Annotated in this window: 14 protein-coding genes; 8 read left to right on the forward strand and 6 right to left on the reverse strand. The window is 50.3% G+C overall.

All coding sequences use genetic code 11. The features are described 5' to 3' along the window. Nucleotide 1 precedes the first annotated feature (1 nt). Together galK and X965_RS02330 are read left to right on the forward strand one after the other, a co-directional pair. Nucleotides 2-1,156, forward strand: coding sequence for a galactokinase (galK, locus tag X965_RS02325; RefSeq protein WP_036416835.1), 1,155 nt, complete (start codon nt 2-4; stop codon nt 1,154-1,156). 11 nt (nt 1,157-1,167) lie between these two features. Continuing rightward, nucleotides 1,168-2,238, forward strand: a complete 1,071-nt coding sequence (locus X965_RS02330; protein WP_036416837.1) for a galactose-1-epimerase — start codon at nt 1,168-1,170, stop codon at nt 2,236-2,238. Between the two features lie 51 nt (nt 2,239-2,289). Here X965_RS02330 and X965_RS02335 read toward each other — a convergent pair whose 3' ends face one another. Further along, the gene (locus X965_RS02335; RefSeq protein WP_004242310.1) at nt 2,290-2,622 is read right to left on the reverse strand and encodes a tRNA-binding protein; all 333 of its coding nucleotides are present in this window, start codon (nt 2,620-2,622) and stop codon (nt 2,290-2,292) included. A gap of 98 nt (nt 2,623-2,720) precedes the next feature. Between X965_RS02335 and X965_RS02340 the strand changes: the two genes are divergently transcribed. The 4 genes from X965_RS02340 (at nt 2,721) to X965_RS02355 (ending at nt 8,917) form a co-directional block, all read left to right on the forward strand. Continuing rightward, a complete protein-coding gene (locus X965_RS02340) occupies nt 2,721-3,725 on the forward strand; it encodes a substrate-binding domain-containing protein (protein WP_032098814.1) in 1,005 nt (334 codons plus the stop codon). A 292-nt stretch (nt 3,726-4,017) separates the two neighbouring features. After that, entirely contained in the window at nt 4,018-6,057 is a 2,040-nt protein-coding gene (locus X965_RS02345; RefSeq protein WP_004904321.1) for a TonB-dependent receptor domain-containing protein, read from the forward strand. Between the two features lie 555 nt (nt 6,058-6,612). Continuing rightward, nucleotides 6,613-7,473, forward strand: coding sequence for an alpha/beta hydrolase (locus X965_RS02350; protein WP_036416838.1), 861 nt, complete (start codon nt 6,613-6,615; stop codon nt 7,471-7,473). 283 nt (nt 7,474-7,756) lie between these two features. Next, the gene (locus tag X965_RS02355; RefSeq protein ID WP_046024871.1) at nt 7,757-8,917 is read left to right on the forward strand and encodes an MFS transporter; all 1,161 of its coding nucleotides are present in this window, start codon (nt 7,757-7,759) and stop codon (nt 8,915-8,917) included. 52 nt (nt 8,918-8,969) lie between these two features. Here the strand turns inward: X965_RS02355 and X965_RS02360 are convergent, their stop codons facing one another. Next, complete coding sequence (locus X965_RS02360) at nt 8,970-9,455, reverse strand: DUF4822 domain-containing protein (protein ID WP_036415400.1); 486 nt, start codon at nt 9,453-9,455, stop codon at nt 8,970-8,972. Between the two features lie 337 nt (nt 9,456-9,792). On the opposite strand from X965_RS02360, the gene X965_RS02365 reads away from it, so the two are divergent. After that, a complete protein-coding gene (locus X965_RS02365) occupies nt 9,793-10,302 on the forward strand; it encodes a hypothetical protein (RefSeq protein ID WP_004904330.1) in 510 nt (169 codons plus the stop codon). A gap of 71 nt (nt 10,303-10,373) precedes the next feature. Here X965_RS02365 and deoD read toward each other — a convergent pair whose 3' ends face one another. After that, a complete protein-coding gene (deoD, locus tag X965_RS02370; protein WP_004241027.1) occupies nt 10,374-11,081 on the reverse strand; it encodes a purine-nucleoside phosphorylase in 708 nt (235 codons plus the stop codon). A gap of 130 nt (nt 11,082-11,211) precedes the next feature. Between deoD and X965_RS02375 the strand changes: the two genes are divergently transcribed. Continuing rightward, nucleotides 11,212-12,480, forward strand: a complete 1,269-nt coding sequence (locus tag X965_RS02375; RefSeq protein WP_015422902.1) for a NupC/NupG family nucleoside CNT transporter — start codon at nt 11,212-11,214, stop codon at nt 12,478-12,480. 202 nt (nt 12,481-12,682) lie between these two features. Here X965_RS02375 and X965_RS02380 read toward each other — a convergent pair whose 3' ends face one another. The 3 genes from X965_RS02380 to X965_RS02395 form a co-directional block, all read right to left on the reverse strand. Next, nucleotides 12,683-13,690 carry a hypothetical protein gene (locus X965_RS02380; RefSeq protein ID WP_004904333.1) on the reverse strand — a complete coding sequence of 336 codons (1,008 nt, stop codon included), beginning with the start codon at nt 13,688-13,690 and terminating at the stop codon, nt 12,683-12,685. Between the two features lie 463 nt (nt 13,691-14,153). Beyond that, nucleotides 14,154-15,422 (reverse strand): aromatic amino acid transporter, encoded by a 1,269-nt coding sequence (locus X965_RS02390; protein ID WP_036416845.1) that lies wholly within the window; start codon nt 15,420-15,422, stop codon nt 14,154-14,156. Between the two features lie 134 nt (nt 15,423-15,556). Next, complete coding sequence (locus tag X965_RS02395) at nt 15,557-16,927, reverse strand: tyrosine phenol-lyase (RefSeq protein ID WP_004241032.1); 1,371 nt, start codon at nt 16,925-16,927, stop codon at nt 15,557-15,559. Nucleotides 16,928-18,253 lie beyond the last annotated feature (1,326 nt).

The raw sequence follows: 18,253 nt of genomic DNA on the forward strand, positions 1-18,253 counted from the left end.
GATGAAAACAGTTATCAGCAAGGCACTACATGCCTTTGAACAGTGCTTCGGCGCATCCCCTGACATGCTGATCCGGGCACCGGGCCGCGTGAATCTGATTGGCGAACACACAGATTATAACGACGGTTTTGTTCTGCCGTGTGCCATTGATTTCGGCACCGTGGCAGCCGCCTCGCGGCGTGATGATCAGAAGGTCTGCGTGGTGGCTGCGGATTATGATAATGATCGCGATGAGTTTGATCTCTCACAGCCGATCGAATACCGCGATAATAAATTGTGGGCGAATTATATCCGCGGCGTGATCAAATACCTGGCGGAGCGCGGTTTTGTGTTCGGCGGGATGAATATTGCTGTCAGCGGCAATGTGCCGCAGGGCGCGGGTCTGAGCAGTTCCGCCTCGCTGGAGGTGGTGATCGGCCAGACTGTCAAAGCCCTGTATGATTTACCCGTCAGCCGTGAAGTCATTGCCCTGAACGGGCAGCAGGCGGAGAACCAGTTTGTCGGCTGTAACTGCGGCATTATGGATCAACTGATTTCAGCCTGTGGTGAAGACGGGCACGCATTGCTGATCGACTGCCGCAGCCTGGAAACCCGCGCGGTTGCCATGCCGGAAAACAGTGTGGTGATGATTATTAACTCCAACAAAAAACGCGGCCTGGTGGACAGCGAATACAACACCCGGCGGCGTCAGTGTGAGGCGGCAGCGGAGTTCTTCGGCGTTCCGGCGCTGCGGGATGTGACTATGCAGCAGTTCGCCGCCCGTGCCCATGAGCTGGATGCGGTGACCGCGAAACGGGCCCGTCATGTGATCAGCGAAAATATCCGCACCCTGGCAGCGGCGGAAGCTCTGAAAGACGGGGATTTACCGCGTCTCAGTCAGCTGATGGCGGAATCCCATCACTCCATGCGTGATGACTTTGAAATCACGGTCCCTGAAATTGATGCGCTGGTTATGATTATCGGTGATGTTATCGGCGCGGAAGGCGGAGTCCGCATGACCGGCGGCGGCTTCGGCGGTTGTGTGGTCGCACTGGTGAAACCGGAACATGTCGCGCCGGTTACAGACGCGATTAACGCACACTATACGGCGATCTCCGGGCTGACAGCGGATATTTATGTCTGCCGCGCCCGTGAGGGCGCCGGTGTGATCCGCTGACCGGAGGCAATATGACACATATGCAGCAGCGCCCCTATGAACGGGCGCTGGCAACCGAACCGGCCGCAGACGGCAGACCGGCGGAGGTAGTGGTTCTGACCAACCGCAACGGCATGCGCATCAGTATTGCCGATACCGGCGCGACCTGGCTCAGTTGTGAGCTGCCGCTGGCGGACGGGATGCGGGATGTGGTGTGCGGTGTGGCGGACAGCGCCGGGTTTGCCCGTCAGACCGCCTATTTCGGTGCCACAGTCGGGCGCTTTGCCAACCGCATTGCCGGTGGTGGTTTCACCCTGAACGGACAGTTTTATCCGCTCGCCTGTAATGAAGGCACCACCTGTCTGCATGGCGGAACGGATAACTTCAGCCATCGGCGCTGGCAGATCCGCCGCCGCTCAGCGGATTCCGTGACATTCTCCCTGCAATCCCCGGATGGTGACCAGGGCTTTCCCGGTAATCTCAGCGCAGAAGTCACTTATCAGCTGACGCCGGAAAACGAAGTCCGCCTGACTTACCGGACACAAACAGACAAAGCCTGTCCGGTCAGCCTGACCAATCACGCTTACTTTAACCTTGCCGGTGAAAACAGCGGCGTGAAGGTGACAGAAGGGGAAATGCAGATCCGGGCGGACAAACGTCTGGGGCTGAATGCAGATAACTTACCTGACGGGACGCTCTGCCCGGTAGCCGGCACTGTGTTTGATTTGCGCGCCCGCAGGCCGCTGTCACAGGGTTTTATGTCTGAGGCGGCACAGCAGCAGGCAAAAGACTTTGATCACGCCTTTGTACCGGATCCGGCATTGTGTGACGGTAAACAGATTATCGCGGCGTACTGGTCACCGGCGGGGGATGTGTGCCTGGAAGTGGCGACCACCATGCCCTGCATACAGCTTTATACCGGCAATTATCTCGGCGGTCAGCCGGGAAAATACGGCGATTATCAGGATTATGCCGGGCTGGCGCTGGAGACCCAGTACTTCCCGGACGGGCCGAATCACCCGCACTGGCCGGATGCAGTCAGGGGAATTTCAGCGGCGGGGGAACAGCGGGAGAGTGTGACAGTATACCGGTTTGTGTTTTAGACAGTGGCTCACAACGGTGAGCCACTCAGGCCGTTGACAAACTTTGCTTTATCAGACAATACGGACACCGGCAGGCATTACACGTTCCGGGGTCAGCAGGACGCTTTCTGAGCCGTCATCGGTTTCGGCGCACAGCAGCATACATTCAGAGGTTTCGCCGCGCATTTTGGCTTTTTGCAGATTGCACAGCACCACGACCTGCTTATGCAGTAACTCTTCCTCTGTATAATACGGCACGAGACTGGTGACGGTCTGAAGTGAGCGGTCACCTACATTTATCTGAACAATATAGAGTTTATCGGCATTTTCGTGACGTTTAACATCCGTGATCCGGCCGGTGCGGATCTCCAGTTTAGCGAAATCAGGGTAAGCGACAGTTTCCATAGTAAAATCCGATAAAATTTTAGTAAAAGATAATAAAAATTAGCAGAGTTACACCGGATGGCAAGTACCGGGATCACAAAACAATAACGGAGCGGTAAATGGCAACCATTAAAGATGTTGCGAAACTGGCGGGGGTATCAGTGGCAACGGTCTCGCGGGTTATCAATCAGTCACCGAAAGCCGGTGCGGAATCCATCCGTGCGGTTCAGGCGGCCATGAAGGAGCTGGCTTACCGCCCGAATGCGGCGGCGCGGGCGCTGGTCAGCCAGAGCAGTGATATTGTCGGCGTACTGGTGGGGGATGTGTCCGATCCGTTTTTCGGTTCACTGGTCAAAGCCGCAGATGAGGTGGCGCATCAGCACGGAAAACATCTTTTAATCGGCAACGGTTATCACCGGCAGGAAGATGAGCGGCGTGGTATTGAATTACTGATGAACAGCCGCTGTGATGCCTGCGTGATCCATGCCAAAGCACTGAGTGATGAAGAACTGCGCGGCTATGCAGCGGAAATGCCGTCGATGGTATTTATCAACCGTATGATCCCGGGGCTGGAAAACCGCTGTGTTGCCCTGGATAACCGGCGCGGTACTCAGCTTGCCACACAATATCTGCTGAAACAGGGGCATAGCCATATTGCCTGCTTATCGTCATCACACACGATTGAGGACAGTGCGCAACGGCTGGCGGGCTACAGAGATGCTCTGACAGAGGCCGGTTGTGAGCTACCGGAAGCCTATATTGCCGTTGGTGAACCGGTGGCAGAGGGCGGGGAAGCAGCAATGAGTGCTGTTTTATCACTTTCACTGCCGGTGACGGCGGTGGTGGCGTACAACGATTTTATGGCGGCGGGGGCGCTGTCGGTGATTGAAGCGAACGGGTTACGTGCGCCGGAAGATATTTCTGTTATCGGTTTTGATGACAGCATGATCGCACGATATATCCAACCTCGTCTGACCACAATACGCTATCCTGTTGACATGATGGCTCAGACAGCAACACAGCTGGCACTGGCGCTGGCGTCCTCACAGGCGCTGCCGTTTTGTCCGCCGTGTTACACACCGACTCTGGTTCTCCGCCACTCGGTGATGAGCAGATTTTCCTGACGAGAATGTGTTAATTTTATTTATTAGTTATCCCTCACTATTTACTTTGGTACTTTGTTAGAAGGCTGCAAATTCACCTGAATTTGCAGCATTTTTTTTATCCTGCGATTTTCATTCCCGCCGTTTACTCTCCAGCTGTACTTTCCGGTTTAACGATGTCACAGCAATTTATTATCATCGTGATAATAATTTTCATTTGCGATCATATTCTCAATAGCATATATCAATGATAGGATTAATCATTCTCATTTAATATTTCAAATAAAAAATATCAATCCAGTCAGGGAATAATATGAACGCCTCATTCAAACGCTCACTGCTTGCTGTTGCTGTTATGTCAGCGGCCACCGCCGCTTATGCTGAAAATAAAGATGACACCATCGTGGTTACCGCTTCCGGTTTTGCGCAGGAAATGCGCGATGCACCGGCGAGTATCACCGTTATCACCAAGGAACAGTTACAAAATAAACCGGCTGCCAACCTGATTGACATGGTGAAAGATGTGGAAGGTGTCAGTGTGATCGGCGGTAGCCTGAAGCCGGATATCAGCATCCGTGGTCTGTCCGGGGATTACACCCTGATTATGGTGGATGGTCGTCGTCAGAACAGCCGTGAATCCCGCCCGAACGGCAGCGGCGGTTACGAAGCCGGGTTTATCCCGCCGGTGGAAGCCATTGAACGCATTGAAGTGATCCGCGGACCGATGTCCTCCCTGTATGGTTCCGATGCGATGGGTGGTGTGATTAACATCATCACTAAAGCAGTGGCAGACGAATGGCACGGCTCAATGGGTATGGGCGGTATCATTCAGGAAAGTAAAGATTACGGTAACTCCGCAAATACGGATTTCTATGTCTCCGGGCCGCTGATTAAAGACAAGCTGGGGTTACAGGTTTACGGCGGGCTGAACTATCGCCGCGAAGATAAACTCCTGGAAGGTACACCGCGCAAAGACGACAAAAATATCACCGCTAAACTGGCCTTTACGCCGGTTGAAGGGCAGAAATTCCTTGCGGAAGTCGGCCGCAGCACACAGGAACACACATCTACCCCGGGGAAATCGATTGATGAGACAACTACCCGTGGCGGTATCGTTCAGAAGAACAACAAATCCGAAGTACACAACAATCGTAACCACTGGGCGCTGACCTGGAAAGGTGACTGGGACGAAATTAACAGTGAAGTGAGTGTGTATCAGGAAAATACCATCCGTAAAACCAATACCGGCAAATGGAATAAAGTCAGTGAAGACTGGGTCATGGCATATGAAGCCCGCCAGCCGGAAGTCACCAATACTGTGGTTGACGGAAAGGTCACTGCATTCCTGCCGTCTAACGTCCTGACTGTCGGCGGACAATATCAGTATGCCAAACTGAAAGATGATTCCGTGATTAAAAACAAACAGACAGTCACAGAAAAAATGACTGCTGAGCAGAAAGCACTGTTTGTGGAAGATGAATTCAGTGTAACCGACGACCTGACGCTGACCGGCGGTCTGCGTATGGACGACCATGAATTCTACGGTAAACACTGGAACCCGCGTGCCTATGCCGTCTATAAGCTGACAGATGAAATCACCATCAAAGGTGGCGTGGCGAAAGCCTTCCGTGCCCCGACACTGCGAGAGTTAAGCCCGAATTTCGGAACGTCCACACAAGGCGGTGCGGCTATCATGTACGGTAACCGTGACCTGAAACCGGAAACCAGCGTTACCGAAGAACTGGGTATTGCTTATGACCACGAATCCGGTTTCTCTGCCAGTGCAACCCTGTTTAACACCGAATTCAAAAACAAGCTGACCAGCTACCAGGTCGCCGGTCAAACCGATCCGCTGACCGGCCTGAATATGTTTATCTACGACAACGTGGGTAAAGCGAATATCCGTGGTGTGGAAATGGCTTCCCGTATTCCGGTGGCAGAAAAATGGAATCTGAACCTGAACTACACCTTCACTGATTCAGAACGTAAGAGTGACGACGAAAAACTCAACGGCAAATCCCTGAAAGGGCAACCACTGGAAATGACACCGCGTCATATGGCGAATGCCAGACTTGACTGGCAGTACCGCCCGGATATGAACTTCTACACTCAGGCAAACTACACCGGCAAACAGGTCTGGGCAGCACAGCGTAACGGGGCAAAACAGCCGCGTGAACGCAGCGGGATCACCACCCTCGACCTCGGGATGACCTACCAGGTTATGCCAAACGCTCTGCTGAACTTCGCAGTACTGAACATCGCCAACGAGAAAGGGGATGATATCGAGACTAACGGGAACTGGCAGATCGATGAAGGGCGCCGGTATTGGGCTAATCTGAAACTGAATTTCTGATTACGCGTCATCCTTCGCCCTGTGGCGGCGTTGGCTTCGTTCGGCTCCCCCGGTCACATACTGATGTATGCTCCCGGGGATATCCTCACTTTGCCGCCTTGCCACAGAGCGAATGATTTAGCGTAACGCGTCTCTTTGTTTTGTGGCGGCGTTGGCTGCTCTCAGGAAACCAGGTCAATATTCTGTTTACACAATACGTTATGTAGACGGCAGATGCTGCGCAGAAAAACGAAAAGCGTAGAGCGCCAGGGATGGCGCGATCCGAGCGAACAAGGATGTGACAGCGTCTTTTCGTTCTGCGTGGTATCAGCCGGATCACCGTGGCAGAATCAGGCCCCCGGAATCCTTCCCTTGCCGCCTTGCCACAGAACGGATGATTCAGCAGATTTCGCGAACAAGGATGTGTCAGCGTCTTTCCGCTTTGCCGGTTATCCCGCTGCCCGGGTTTGAAAGAAAATGGTTTTATTTTTTCCGGGGATGGCGCGAACCGAATCTGCGTCATCCTCCGTCCCGTGGCAGAATTGGTTTTTTAAGTAAGTCTTTCCCGGAGTCAGGATGTGGAAAAAAATAATGGTGATTTGTTGCATGATGGCTGTATCTCCCCTGATGGCGCGGCCTTCACAAGAGATTACGCCGCTCACTGAAGCGGCAGAGCAACAGTTCACAGTAACGCATCATGAGATGCAGCAGGGTGATCGTCACTACTGCCTCTTTATCGCGCAGCCGAAACAGCCGCAGACGGCGTACACTGTGCTCTATATGCTCGATGGTAACGGACAGTTTCCGATGATGATTAACCGGCTCAGCGCCGGTAAAACCCGGCCGCTGCCGCTGGTGGTGGGGATCGGTTATCCCTCAGATCAGGCTTACCCGAAAACCCGCACCTTTGATTACACACCGCCCGCAACCGGTGAACAGTTTGCTGCAGGCGGCGGTGAACTTCCTTTCCGGCAGTTTATCCGCGAACAGGTTATTCCGTGGGTGAGCAGTCACTATTCTGTTAACGACCACCGCTACTTCTTTGGCCACAGCCTCGGCGGATTGTTTGTGCTGAGAACGGCCACGGATGAACCCGGTTTATTTACCGATTACATCAGTGCCAGCCCGTCCCTCTGGTGGGGCAATGGCACTTATATGACAGCAGAACGTTTTGATCGCCTCCCGGCGGATATCCGGCTGACCATCACTCAGGGCGGACTGGAAGAAAAACCCGATCTGAGCAAAATGAGCGAAGAACAAAAACACAATCTGTCCGTCCGTTACAGTGACATTACCGCACGGGAAGTGTGTGAGCAGTTACAACTGCGCGGCAAACAGTGTCAGTTCCTGAGCTTCCCCGGAAAGTCCCACGGCAGTGTTATCCCCGATGCACTGGAGACGGTGATTTCCTTATTACCGGCGGATAAGGAAAAATAAGTTATTTTTTTGTTAATCTGCATGTGAAAATACCGAAAATAACAGGGGAAACCCCATATTCCTCTGTTATTTCCTTCCATAACAAAAACTACTCGCAGCCATTAGTTTTTTTGATTTCATTTTTCCCTCGCAAGGGGCTATATTCCGCTCCGTTTCAGACATAAATTCACAATCCACTGCTTCTATCAATGACCCGTCATCAACCATTTTGGCGATGAAACAGCCTGAGAAAAAAAGCAGCGTCATGTTTTTTTGATTTTTTTGTTTTAGGTGGAGAAAAGCAGTGAGTCACAGCATCCGCACGCCGCGTCCTGACAGTGTGTTAATCCCTGTCGCCGGTCTGACGTTATTTGCGATTGCATCCGGTTATCTGATGAGCCTGATCCCGTTATCGCTGGGTCATTTTGCCATCGGTACCGATTACGCAGGCTGGTTAGCCAGTGCTTACTATATTGGTTTATTGCTCGGTTCGATGCTGATTGAGCCGGTGATTGCCCGTATCGGTCACCGCCGTTCCTTTATTCTCTTTGTGCTGGCGCTGGCGGCAACCGTGGCGGTTCTGCCGTTTTATACCGATCTCAGCGCGTGGCTGGCTTCCCGGATGCTGGCCGGGGTGGCGGTTGCCGGTATTTTTGTGGTGATTGAATCCTGGCTGCTGATTGGCGATAACCCGGCTGTCCGCGCCAAACGCCTGAGCTTCTACATGACTGCACTGTACGGCGGCACCACACTTGGCCAGCTGGCGATCGGCGTGTTCGGAACCGCAGGTGTCGTGCCGTTTGCGGTGGTGATGGTTCTGCTGTTTGCTGCTGTACTGCCGCCGCTGTTCTCAAAAGCACAGCCGGTGTGTCACGGCGGGCATAAAAGCTTATCCCTTAAACAGATCCTGCGTCTGAGCAAACCGGCGATGGTCGGCTGTATGACTTCCGGTATTGTGATGGGCACCATTTACGGGCTGATGCCGCTGGCATTGCAGGAAAAACATTACAACACCGGACAGGTCGGCGGCCTGATGGCGGCCATTATCCTCGGTGGGATGATTATCCAGCCGGTGATCAGTAAATTATCTTCCCGCATGAGCAAAGTATTATTACTGGCGATGGTCTCACTCGCCGGGGTATTTGCGATGGGAATGATTTATCTCTCCGGCCATTATCTGGTGATGGTGGTGGCGCTGACACTGCTGGGAATGTCTTCCTTTGCCCTGTATCCGGTGGCAATCACACTGGCATGTGACACACTCACCGCGAATGTGATTGTGGCGGCTACTCAGGTGATGCTGTTCTGCTACAGCGTGGGGTCGGCAGCGGGCCCGCTGGTGGCCGGACAGTTTATGAAACAGCCGGACGGCATTATGAGTTTCTTCTTCATTGTGCTGCTCTCCACCGCGATTTATATGCTGCTTTCTGCGGTACGCCGCAAATCGCGGATTCTGGCAAGCTGATACCGCCGGAACGAAAAATGCCCTCACTGAGGGCATTTTTGTATATCGCTATTTATTCTGCGGTTTTTGGTTTATGGACAATATCCGCATAATGACTTTTATCATCAGGTTTCGGGTAGACGCGGTAAATATATTCATCCGGCGCCACTTTGATATTTTCGACCACCCGGGTAAACAGCACTTCCCCTTTATCATTTTTACCGGTCAGCGTCCGGGTTTTACCGTCCGCGCTGAAGGACCAGTCGCCCTGTAATTTCAGCTTTCCTTCCGGGGTGTACATCTTAACGGAACCGTCTTTTTCATAGTTGGCCAGACCAAAGAAGCCCGCCACACTTTCATCGGTGGCCGGAATGGCTTTACCGTCCTGATCCAGTGCCTCTGTCGTGACCCAGGTTTTGCCAATCAGATAATCAGCGGTATTTGCGGTTTTCTGTGCCGTGGCTGTCAGGGGTTTTACCTGAACATCCGCTGTGGCCGCCAGTGCTGAAAAGGAATACGCCGCTGCGATGATACCGGCAATCATTGTTGTTTTTTTCATGTCAGTTCCTCAGGTTGTTCTGTTTGCTGTCTTTTTTAGTGATAACAATTCCCTATATCAATAATAAGGTGATTAATCTTATTGGCTCATTTTTTATGTAAGGAAGTATAAAGCTGATTAAATTTTATCGTCATTTCTGACACATCTTTCTTCGTGCAAAAAGGTTGAAATGTGGAGAAAAAATGAAGAACTGTGCAGAAATTATGATGAATTGTGCAGGGATTATGGTTTCATAGTCAGAAAGGGTAAAACGGATTGTCTTACACACCGGTATCGGCAATGATGACATCAACAGCAAAACAGTGCTTCAGAAAATTAATTAAGAAGGAATGTTAATATGAAAAAAATCATTGCAGGTGTTATCGGTCTGAGTTTATTAGGTGCGGGTATGACCGCGTTCGCAGCACCGGCTCCGGTTAATCAGCCGCAGCAGAATGGTCAGTATATGAATGGCTACGGCAACTGCGACGGTAACGGCGGTCGTCATATGATGCGCGGCAACCATGACGGGCGCGGCTATCATAATAACCGCGGATACCATAATGGTGGTTACAACCGTGCACCGGTCTTTCAGTCAGCACTGACCACTGCCACCCCGGGTGAAGCCCTGAAAAAAATGAGCGCTGATGCCCCGGCAGTCAGTAAAGACGGCAAACAGTATTTTGTCCGCGCCAGCGTCCGTGATATGAACGGCAACACGCTGTATCAGTCTTCATTATCCACCGCAACGCCGAAAGAAGCACTGACGAAAATGGCGGGTGATGCACCAGCTGCCGCATCCGGCCAGCAGTATTATGTCCGCGCAGGCATTATGGAAATTCTGCCGGTTAACAACACCGCACAGTAATCGCTGTCATGAACAAACAAAAATGCCCTCTGATGAGGGCGTTTTTGCTTTACGGATAAAAGTCTGAGCGGTCAGAGTGTCAGTGCAGTTTCCAGAGCCAGCTCAATCATATTGTGCATCGCGTTCTGGCGCTGATCGATGGTCAGTTTACCGCCGTTTTTAATATGATCAGAAGTGGTGAGGATCGCCAGTGCCCGTGCGCCCAGCTCCGCCGCGACGGTGTACAGCCCGGCGACTTCCATATCCACCCCGAGAATGCCGTATTGCTCCATCACGGCAAACAGTTCCGGGCGGGTGGTGTAAAACAGATCCGCAGTAAACACGTTACCGGTCTTGACCGGTAACTGCAGACGCTCTGCGGTTTTCACCGCAGATGCCAGCAAGTGCCAGTCCGCCAGTGCCGCCAGGTCGTTACCGTAAAAACGGTCACGGTTCACTTTGGAATCGGTACTTGCGCCCATGGCGATCACCACATCCATCAGTGACACATCATCCCGCACTGCGCCGCAGGTGCCGATACGGATGAGGTTTTTCACACCAAAATCCTGAATCAACTCATACGCATACATTGAAATTGAGGGGATACCCATGCCGTGAGCCATCACCGAAATCCGTTTGCCTTTGTATTCTCCGGTATAACCCAGCATATTGCGGACGCTGTTTACTTCCCGCGCCTGCGATAAATAATGTTCAGCAATAAACTTGGCGCGCAGGGGATCTCCGGGCATAATGATGGTTTCCGCGAAATCGTTTGCGCTTGCCTGAATTGCAACTGCCATAAAAGCACTCTCCTCTCAATCAAACCGTGTGAAGGGTCGGTATTTGTTGGTCAGCATGTTAACACGGTTTGGTTTTTATGCCGCCGCTGCCGGCGGATTTTTCACTCAGGGTTTTTACCGGATTACACATATGAATACAGCAATCGGCATTCTCGGGATCGTGGTACTGCTGGGAATAGGTTATTTACTGTCTGAAAACCGCCGCGCGATTAATCTGCGCACGGTGGTACTGGCTTTTACCATTGAACTGGCGCTGGGCGGATTAATTCTCTATTCCCCGGCCGGGCAGCACGTTTTATTTGTGATGGCAGAGGCGGTCACCACGGTGATCAACTTCAATAATGCCGGAACATCCTTTATTTTCGGCGGTCTGGTCTCTGACAAAATGTTTGAGATTTTCGGCAGCGGCGGGTTTGTTATCGCGCTGAGGGTATTGCCGATTATTGTCTTTTTCTCCGCCTTGTCAGCGGTACTTTATTATCTGGGGATTATGCAGATCCTCGTGCGCTGGGTCGGCGGGGCGTTACAGCGTCTGCTGAAAACCAGCCGTGCGGAATCGATGAACTCAGCGGCCAATATTTTTCTTGGTGTGACAGAAGCGCCTTTGCTGGTTAAACCGTATCTCGGCAGCATGACCCGCTCTGAACTGTTTGCTGTACTGTGCGGCGGGCTGGCATCTATCGCCGGTACTATGCTGGTAAGCTATGCTTCGCTGGGGGTGAAAATGGAATACCTGCTGGCAGCTTCCTTTATGGCGGCACCGGGCGGGTTACTGTTTGCTAAACTGATGATCCCGGAAACACAGCAGACGGCCGATGAATCCGGCGCCAAACCGGTGCAGGAAAACCGCCCGGCGAATATTATTGACGCGGCGGCGGAAGGGGCGATTAACGGCCTGAATATGGCGCTGGCGGTCGGCGCAATGCTGCTGGCGTTTGTCAGCCTGGTGGCGCTGTTAAACGGATTGCTCGGCGGTGTCGGCGGCTGGTTCGGTCTGCCGGATCTGAGCATGGAACTGATCCTCGGCTATCTGCTGTCACCGCTGGCGTGGCTGATGGGTATTCCGTGGAATGAAGCGCTGACATCCGGTGCCATTATCGGGCAGAAAATTGTTATCAACGAATTTTTTGCCTATGCCAACCTGGCGGAATATCTGAAGGGCAATGAAGTCGTGGCTGCCACCGGTCTGCCGATGACTGAGCGGACACAAATCATCCTCTCGTTCGCTCTGTGCGGGTTTGCTAACTTCGGTACTGTGGCAATTGCTATCGGCGGTATCGGCAGTCTGATCCCGAACCGGCGCAAAGAGATTGCCACTCTCGGGATGAAAGCACTGGTCGCCGGGGTGTTATCCAACCTGATGGCGGCCACAATTGCGGGGCTGTTTATCGGCGGATAAACAATCTGTGATCTGCTCTTCCGAAGCAACCTGAATGTCAGGTTCATGATAACGGGCAGGCGAACGAAAAGCATGCGAGCCATGGATGGCGAGCCTGAGCGTACAGGGAGGTATTTACAGCGGCTTTTCGTTTTGCCCGTTATCATCAGAACCGGAAGGGCGGCGCCGGGCTTAACACCGCACCGTCCTGTCCGGCAGAGGATTACTTATAATCCCCCTGCAGATAACGGTAAAAAGACGGGTTTACCCACACTTTTTCACTCGTTACCTGCATCCCGCTTTTCGCTTTGCGGATATTTTCCGCCTGTTTTTCCGCGTTTTCCGGCAGTGCCATCAAATCAGCCTGATAATGACCGCTGGTCACACGGGTTTCGGCTACCACATCATAACCGTCCACAGGGACATAACTGCGGTAAAACGGCTGCCACCAGGCGGCGCGGATCAGCCCTTTCTGGTCAGCAGTATTTTTCTTGGCGTACTGGTCAATCAGGCTCTGAAAGCGGTTACGCTCTTCAGCTGACGGAAATTCCAGGTCGAGATTATATTCACTGGCGATCGCCACTTTTTTGCCGCTTTTCAGCGTGGTAACCGGATAATCCGCCTCACCCCATTCATCCAGATAGAGAAATGCGGATGATTTCGGCGTCAGCTGCACTTTCGGATCAAAGCCTTCGCGGCGCAGCAGGTAAACCAGCTGGGCGGCGTGATCGATATCATTATGGCCGTAGCGGATCATCCGTGTTTTATCAAAGCCGGATTCTTCGCGGGTATCCACCAGGTTATAGCCGCTGGTATAGCCTTTATCAATAAAGTTATTCAGGGTTTTCAGCGTCTTCGTGTCATTCGGGAACACTGCGGTTTTCCAGGCGGTATGCAGGCGCGGCACAATATTTTTATCCGACACATTGCCGAGATAGCGGGTGTGCTCCTGCTGTTGTGCATCAACAAAGGCCTGAAGCTTATCACTCTCTGCTGCCGGATTTTTCAGGTCATCCGCCGTCAGGGCACCGATGGTGATCATCAGCGCATCGAACCGGTTTGCTTCCGGCTGCTGTGTCAGTGCGGAAATCTGTGCCGGGCTGTAGGTCTCCGCCAGTTCGGTCAGAGAGAGCTTTTCGGCGGCCTGCTGTGAAGTCAGCGCCAGAGCAGGGTGTAAACCACTGAAAAAAAATGCAGATAACAACGTACCGATAAATAACGATTTTTGCATGTTTTATCCTGTAAATGCAGCGAACAAACGATTGCATCACCATATCACAGAGTTGCAATCTGAGTGATAAAGTGTCGTGATTTTTTTACACCGGACAGAGATGAAAAAATGTGCGTCAACCCTTGCAGGACGGAGCGGGATGAGTAAGATACGCGGTACGTGATAGTCATCACGGTTTTGGAGAGATTATGAAAGCGCTTTACCGTAAGTTTATAAAAAAAATCGATCAGTTTTCCGCTCTTATCCCGATGCGTTTTTTCTGATCCGGCGTTCCCGTCTCTCCCTGCGCGTCATATGAACGGCGCGCTGTACCTGAATAAGCAGCCGCAGAGCTTCCCGGCGGGTAAACAGCGGATGTTGCCAGTGTAACAGGGTGAAATACATGATTTGCCTCCCGGCAGATCAGAGAGAACCGCTGCACAAGCGGCCGGAGCATGATTTGCCTCCGGCCGTCTGTAACCGCTTATTTAAATGCCGGCAGCCAGCCGAACACATCCAGAATGACCGTCAGATACACAATCGCACCGCAGACAATCACCAGATTCAGTACCGCGCTGTTACACGGCGAACGGTAAATGGTATCGCTGTCGCTGTAGCGTTTGCGGGAGGCTTTTACCAGGAACGGCGGTAAAATCACACTCCAGATAGTAAAGGCCAGACCGGCATAACCGATGGCATAAACGAATCCGTTCGGGAAGAAGAAACACACCACCGCTGGTGGCAGATACGTCACTACTGCTGTTTTGAAACGACCGGCGCTGTCATTTTTAAAGTTCAGCAGGTCGGCAATATAGTCAAACAGGCCGAGTGTTGCTGCCAGCAGGGAACTGGCCACCGCAAAGTTACCGAAGAATGTCAGGATAAGATCCATGGTTTTCCCTGACATCACCCCGCCGATAGCCTCAACGAACACATCAATGTTCCCGCCTTTGGCAATAATCGGAGAGAAGTTGGCACGGCTGATATTGCCCATCGTGACACCCAGCCAGAAGATATACAGCAGTACCGCAAATATTGTCCCGATAATAATTGAACGGGTAATAAAGCGGAATTTGGTTTTGCCGTACAACTTCACCAGGCTCGGCACGTTACCGTGGAAGCCAAACGAAATAATACAGAACGGCAGTGTCATCAGAACATAAGGCAGATATTTCGTTCCGGGTATTGCCACTGATGCGGAATCCAGCAGATTGGCAATTTCCACGTGTGCAACCAGTCCGGAGAAGGTGGCAAAGAACGCGATAAACTTACCGAAAATTAAAATGGTGGTAATACGTCCGACCCATAATGAGCTGTACCAGACAATCGCAGCCACCAGACAGGCGACAATCACGACCGCGGCTTTTATCGGCAGGGCGACACCGGTATATTTTAATATCGTCTGAGTCAGAACAGCGGATGACCCGGATATATAGGCATACGTCAGAATATAGAGTACAAACCCGAAGGCAATACCCACGACAATATTCCATTTTTTGCCCAGTAACTCGGTGGTGAAGGTATTAAAGCTGGCGCCCGGTTCAAAATGCAGGTTAACTTCAACTAACATCAGACCGGTCAGTAACATCATAATTGCAACTAAAATCAAAATAACAGCGGCACCGGAAAACCAGACACCGGCCATCGCAATCGGCAAAGAAAACATACCGCCGCCAACGACAGTTGCTATAACAAGCATGGTTCCGCTGGTCAGTCCGGGTGATTTATTTGTATCGGCACTATGAATACTCATAATAAAAGTTTCCTATTAATGATAAATATCACCAACAGCATTCATATTTATCGATTTTATTTGTTCTTTATTGTTATAGGGATGCAGAGACAAAAAGGCCCCATTAAAATAATGAGGCCTCTGTCATCAGATAATTACACGTAATCAAAGCGTGCAGTGAAGAAACGTAACTGCTTCGGCTCGTATACGAACTTCAGCCCTTTAATGTCTTCTTTGTGTTTGAACAGTTTGATAATACCGTCAGCAACCAGATCCATGTGTGCATAGGTGTATACACGACGAGGAATAGTCAGACGAACGGTTTCCAGCTTCGGACGGTGATGGTCACCGGTTTCTTTGTTACGGCCTGCGGAGATAATACCGCGCTCCATAGAACGTACACCGGTTTCCATGTAGATGCTGGCTGCCAGGCTCTGTGCCGGGAACTCATCCTGGGTCAGATGCGGGCAGAAACGGCGTGCATCGAGGAATACTGCGTGGCCGCCGACCGGCTCAACAATCGGTACACCGGCAGCTTTCAGTTTTTCGCCCAGGTAACGAACCTGCTTGACGCGGTGCTCGATGTATTCGAACTGCATCGCTTCGCGTAAACCAATAGCCATCGCTTCCATATCACGACCGGCCAGACCACCGTAAGAAGGCATCCCTTCATAAACCACAACCAGTTCACGTGCAGCAGAGAACATGTCGTCGTCGTTCATACACAGGAAACCACCGATGTTCACCAGACAGTCTTTTTTACCACTCATGGTACAACCGTCAGCGTAGCTGAACATTTCGTGAACGATGTCTTTAATGGAGACATCTTCGAAGCCTTCTTCCTGCTCTTTGATGAAGTAGGCGTTTTCCACACAGCGGGTCGCATCGTAGAACACTTTGATGCCGTGCTTATCACATAACTGGCGGACTTCACGCATGTTTGCCATAGAGACCGGCTGACCACCTGCCAGGTTTACGGTTACCGCCAGACAGATATAAGCGATATTTTCCGCGCCTTTCTCAGCAATCAGTTTTTCCAGTTTTTTAATGTCGATGTTGCCTTTGAATTTCACATCCAGGCCCGCATCGTGAGCTTCATCGCGGACGATATCGATGAATGTCGCACCATTTTTTTCCTGGTGATAACGGGTGGTGGTGAAGTACATGTTACCTGCAACATACTGACCCGGTTTGATAGCTAATGAAGAGAGTAAGTTCTCTGCACCGCGGCCCTGGTGAGTAGGAACGATGTGTTTAAAGCCGAATAATTCCTGAACAGTTCTTTCCAGATGGAAGAAGTTTTCGCTGCCCGCGTATGCTTCGTCACCCATCATCATGCCGGCCCATTGTTTATCGGACATGGCGTTGGTGCCGCTATCGGTCAGTAAATCGACATAAACGTCTTTGGAATTCAACAAGAAAGTGTTGTACCCGGCCTCTTTCATTCTTTTGATACGCTCTTCGCGAGGGATCATGGATACGGTTTCAACACTTTTAATACGATACGGTTCTGCTGGATACATCATGGTAAAATCTCCAATTATTTATAATAATAACTCGATAATTTACACAGGCATTTATCTGTTTATAAGTATCATGCCTTGTGAATGATATAGCATTTGTAAATCCGGTAGTGTTCTTGTCTTAATTCAAATTCAGTTTTTTTATTTCTGTTATTTCTTTCTCTGCCATCCTTCTCGTTTGGCGTGAAATCATCATGCGTGAAAAAAAATGAAAAGGGAATGGGGGGGGCTGAAATAAACAAAATCCGTATTAATCACAGGTGTAAACCGGGTGATCTGTATCACTTAAACTGAAATAATTCATTATATTCAATGAATTGTATTTGTTAATGTCTTGTTGTGTATTTATGTTAAATATACATTTACCTCATCGTTAAAATCCGGGAGTAATATGAATAATTCAATGCTGTCGGGCAGTTATGCTGCAATGAAAAGCCATTTTATTCTGTGGGATTTTATATAGGTTAAGAAAAAGTAAATAAGGGTTAAACGTACAAATTTAAATCTATCTTTACAGGAAGAATAAAAAAACGGATGAGAAGTCTTGTTCTTTTTTAACAAAAACTATGCATCAGATGCACTGGTACGGTAATTTAAGTTAAAATATCTTATAAGTAACAATTGTTATAATCATCTTTGTTTTTATTGATCGTACGGAAAAACGTTATGATTTATTGAATCCTTCAACTGAAACCTGGGATAAAAATAAAAATGTGACACAGTCAGGATAAATTTGATGATAAAGATCACATTGATAATGTTACGTTACATGAATGAAAAGTAAGCGACAGCAGGGAATAACAAAGATATTTAATTAAAGCAGTGAATTGTTATGCATTCCGGTATGTGGTTGTTTAGTGATCATATTCACGGTTTCGCATTTACAGTCATGTTAGTAAAGCAAAACGCTGTACTTAAATGTTTACATTATCAGCGGGTGAATAGTAACAGGATGTGTGTGATATACATATTTCCCCGGGTCTTGTTATTGAAATTTAACGCTATTATATTCTATTTATCTGGCATTTAAATCCATAATACATATTAATATCAGTTAATAATTAGAATCAAGTTCTTGTTGTCAGGTTATTCATCTTTGATGGTATCCGGAGTGATTTACAGAGACAGACACGATTTCATGAAGAATCAGCAACCGCCCGCTGAAAACGGAAAATAACGAATTTGTGCTTCAGATCACGCAAGGAAGGTATGAATAAAGAAGAAAAATCAGGCAAAGCGGCAGAGATTTCCGGTTTTCAGCTTGAAAACCCTGCCGGGCAGGAGTGTAATAATGCCGTGCCGGATTAGCTCAGTTGGCAGAGCAGTTCA

The organism is Morganella sp. EGD-HP17 (assembly GCF_000512315.2).
GTDB lineage: Bacteria > Pseudomonadota > Gammaproteobacteria > Enterobacterales > Enterobacteriaceae > Morganella > Morganella morganii.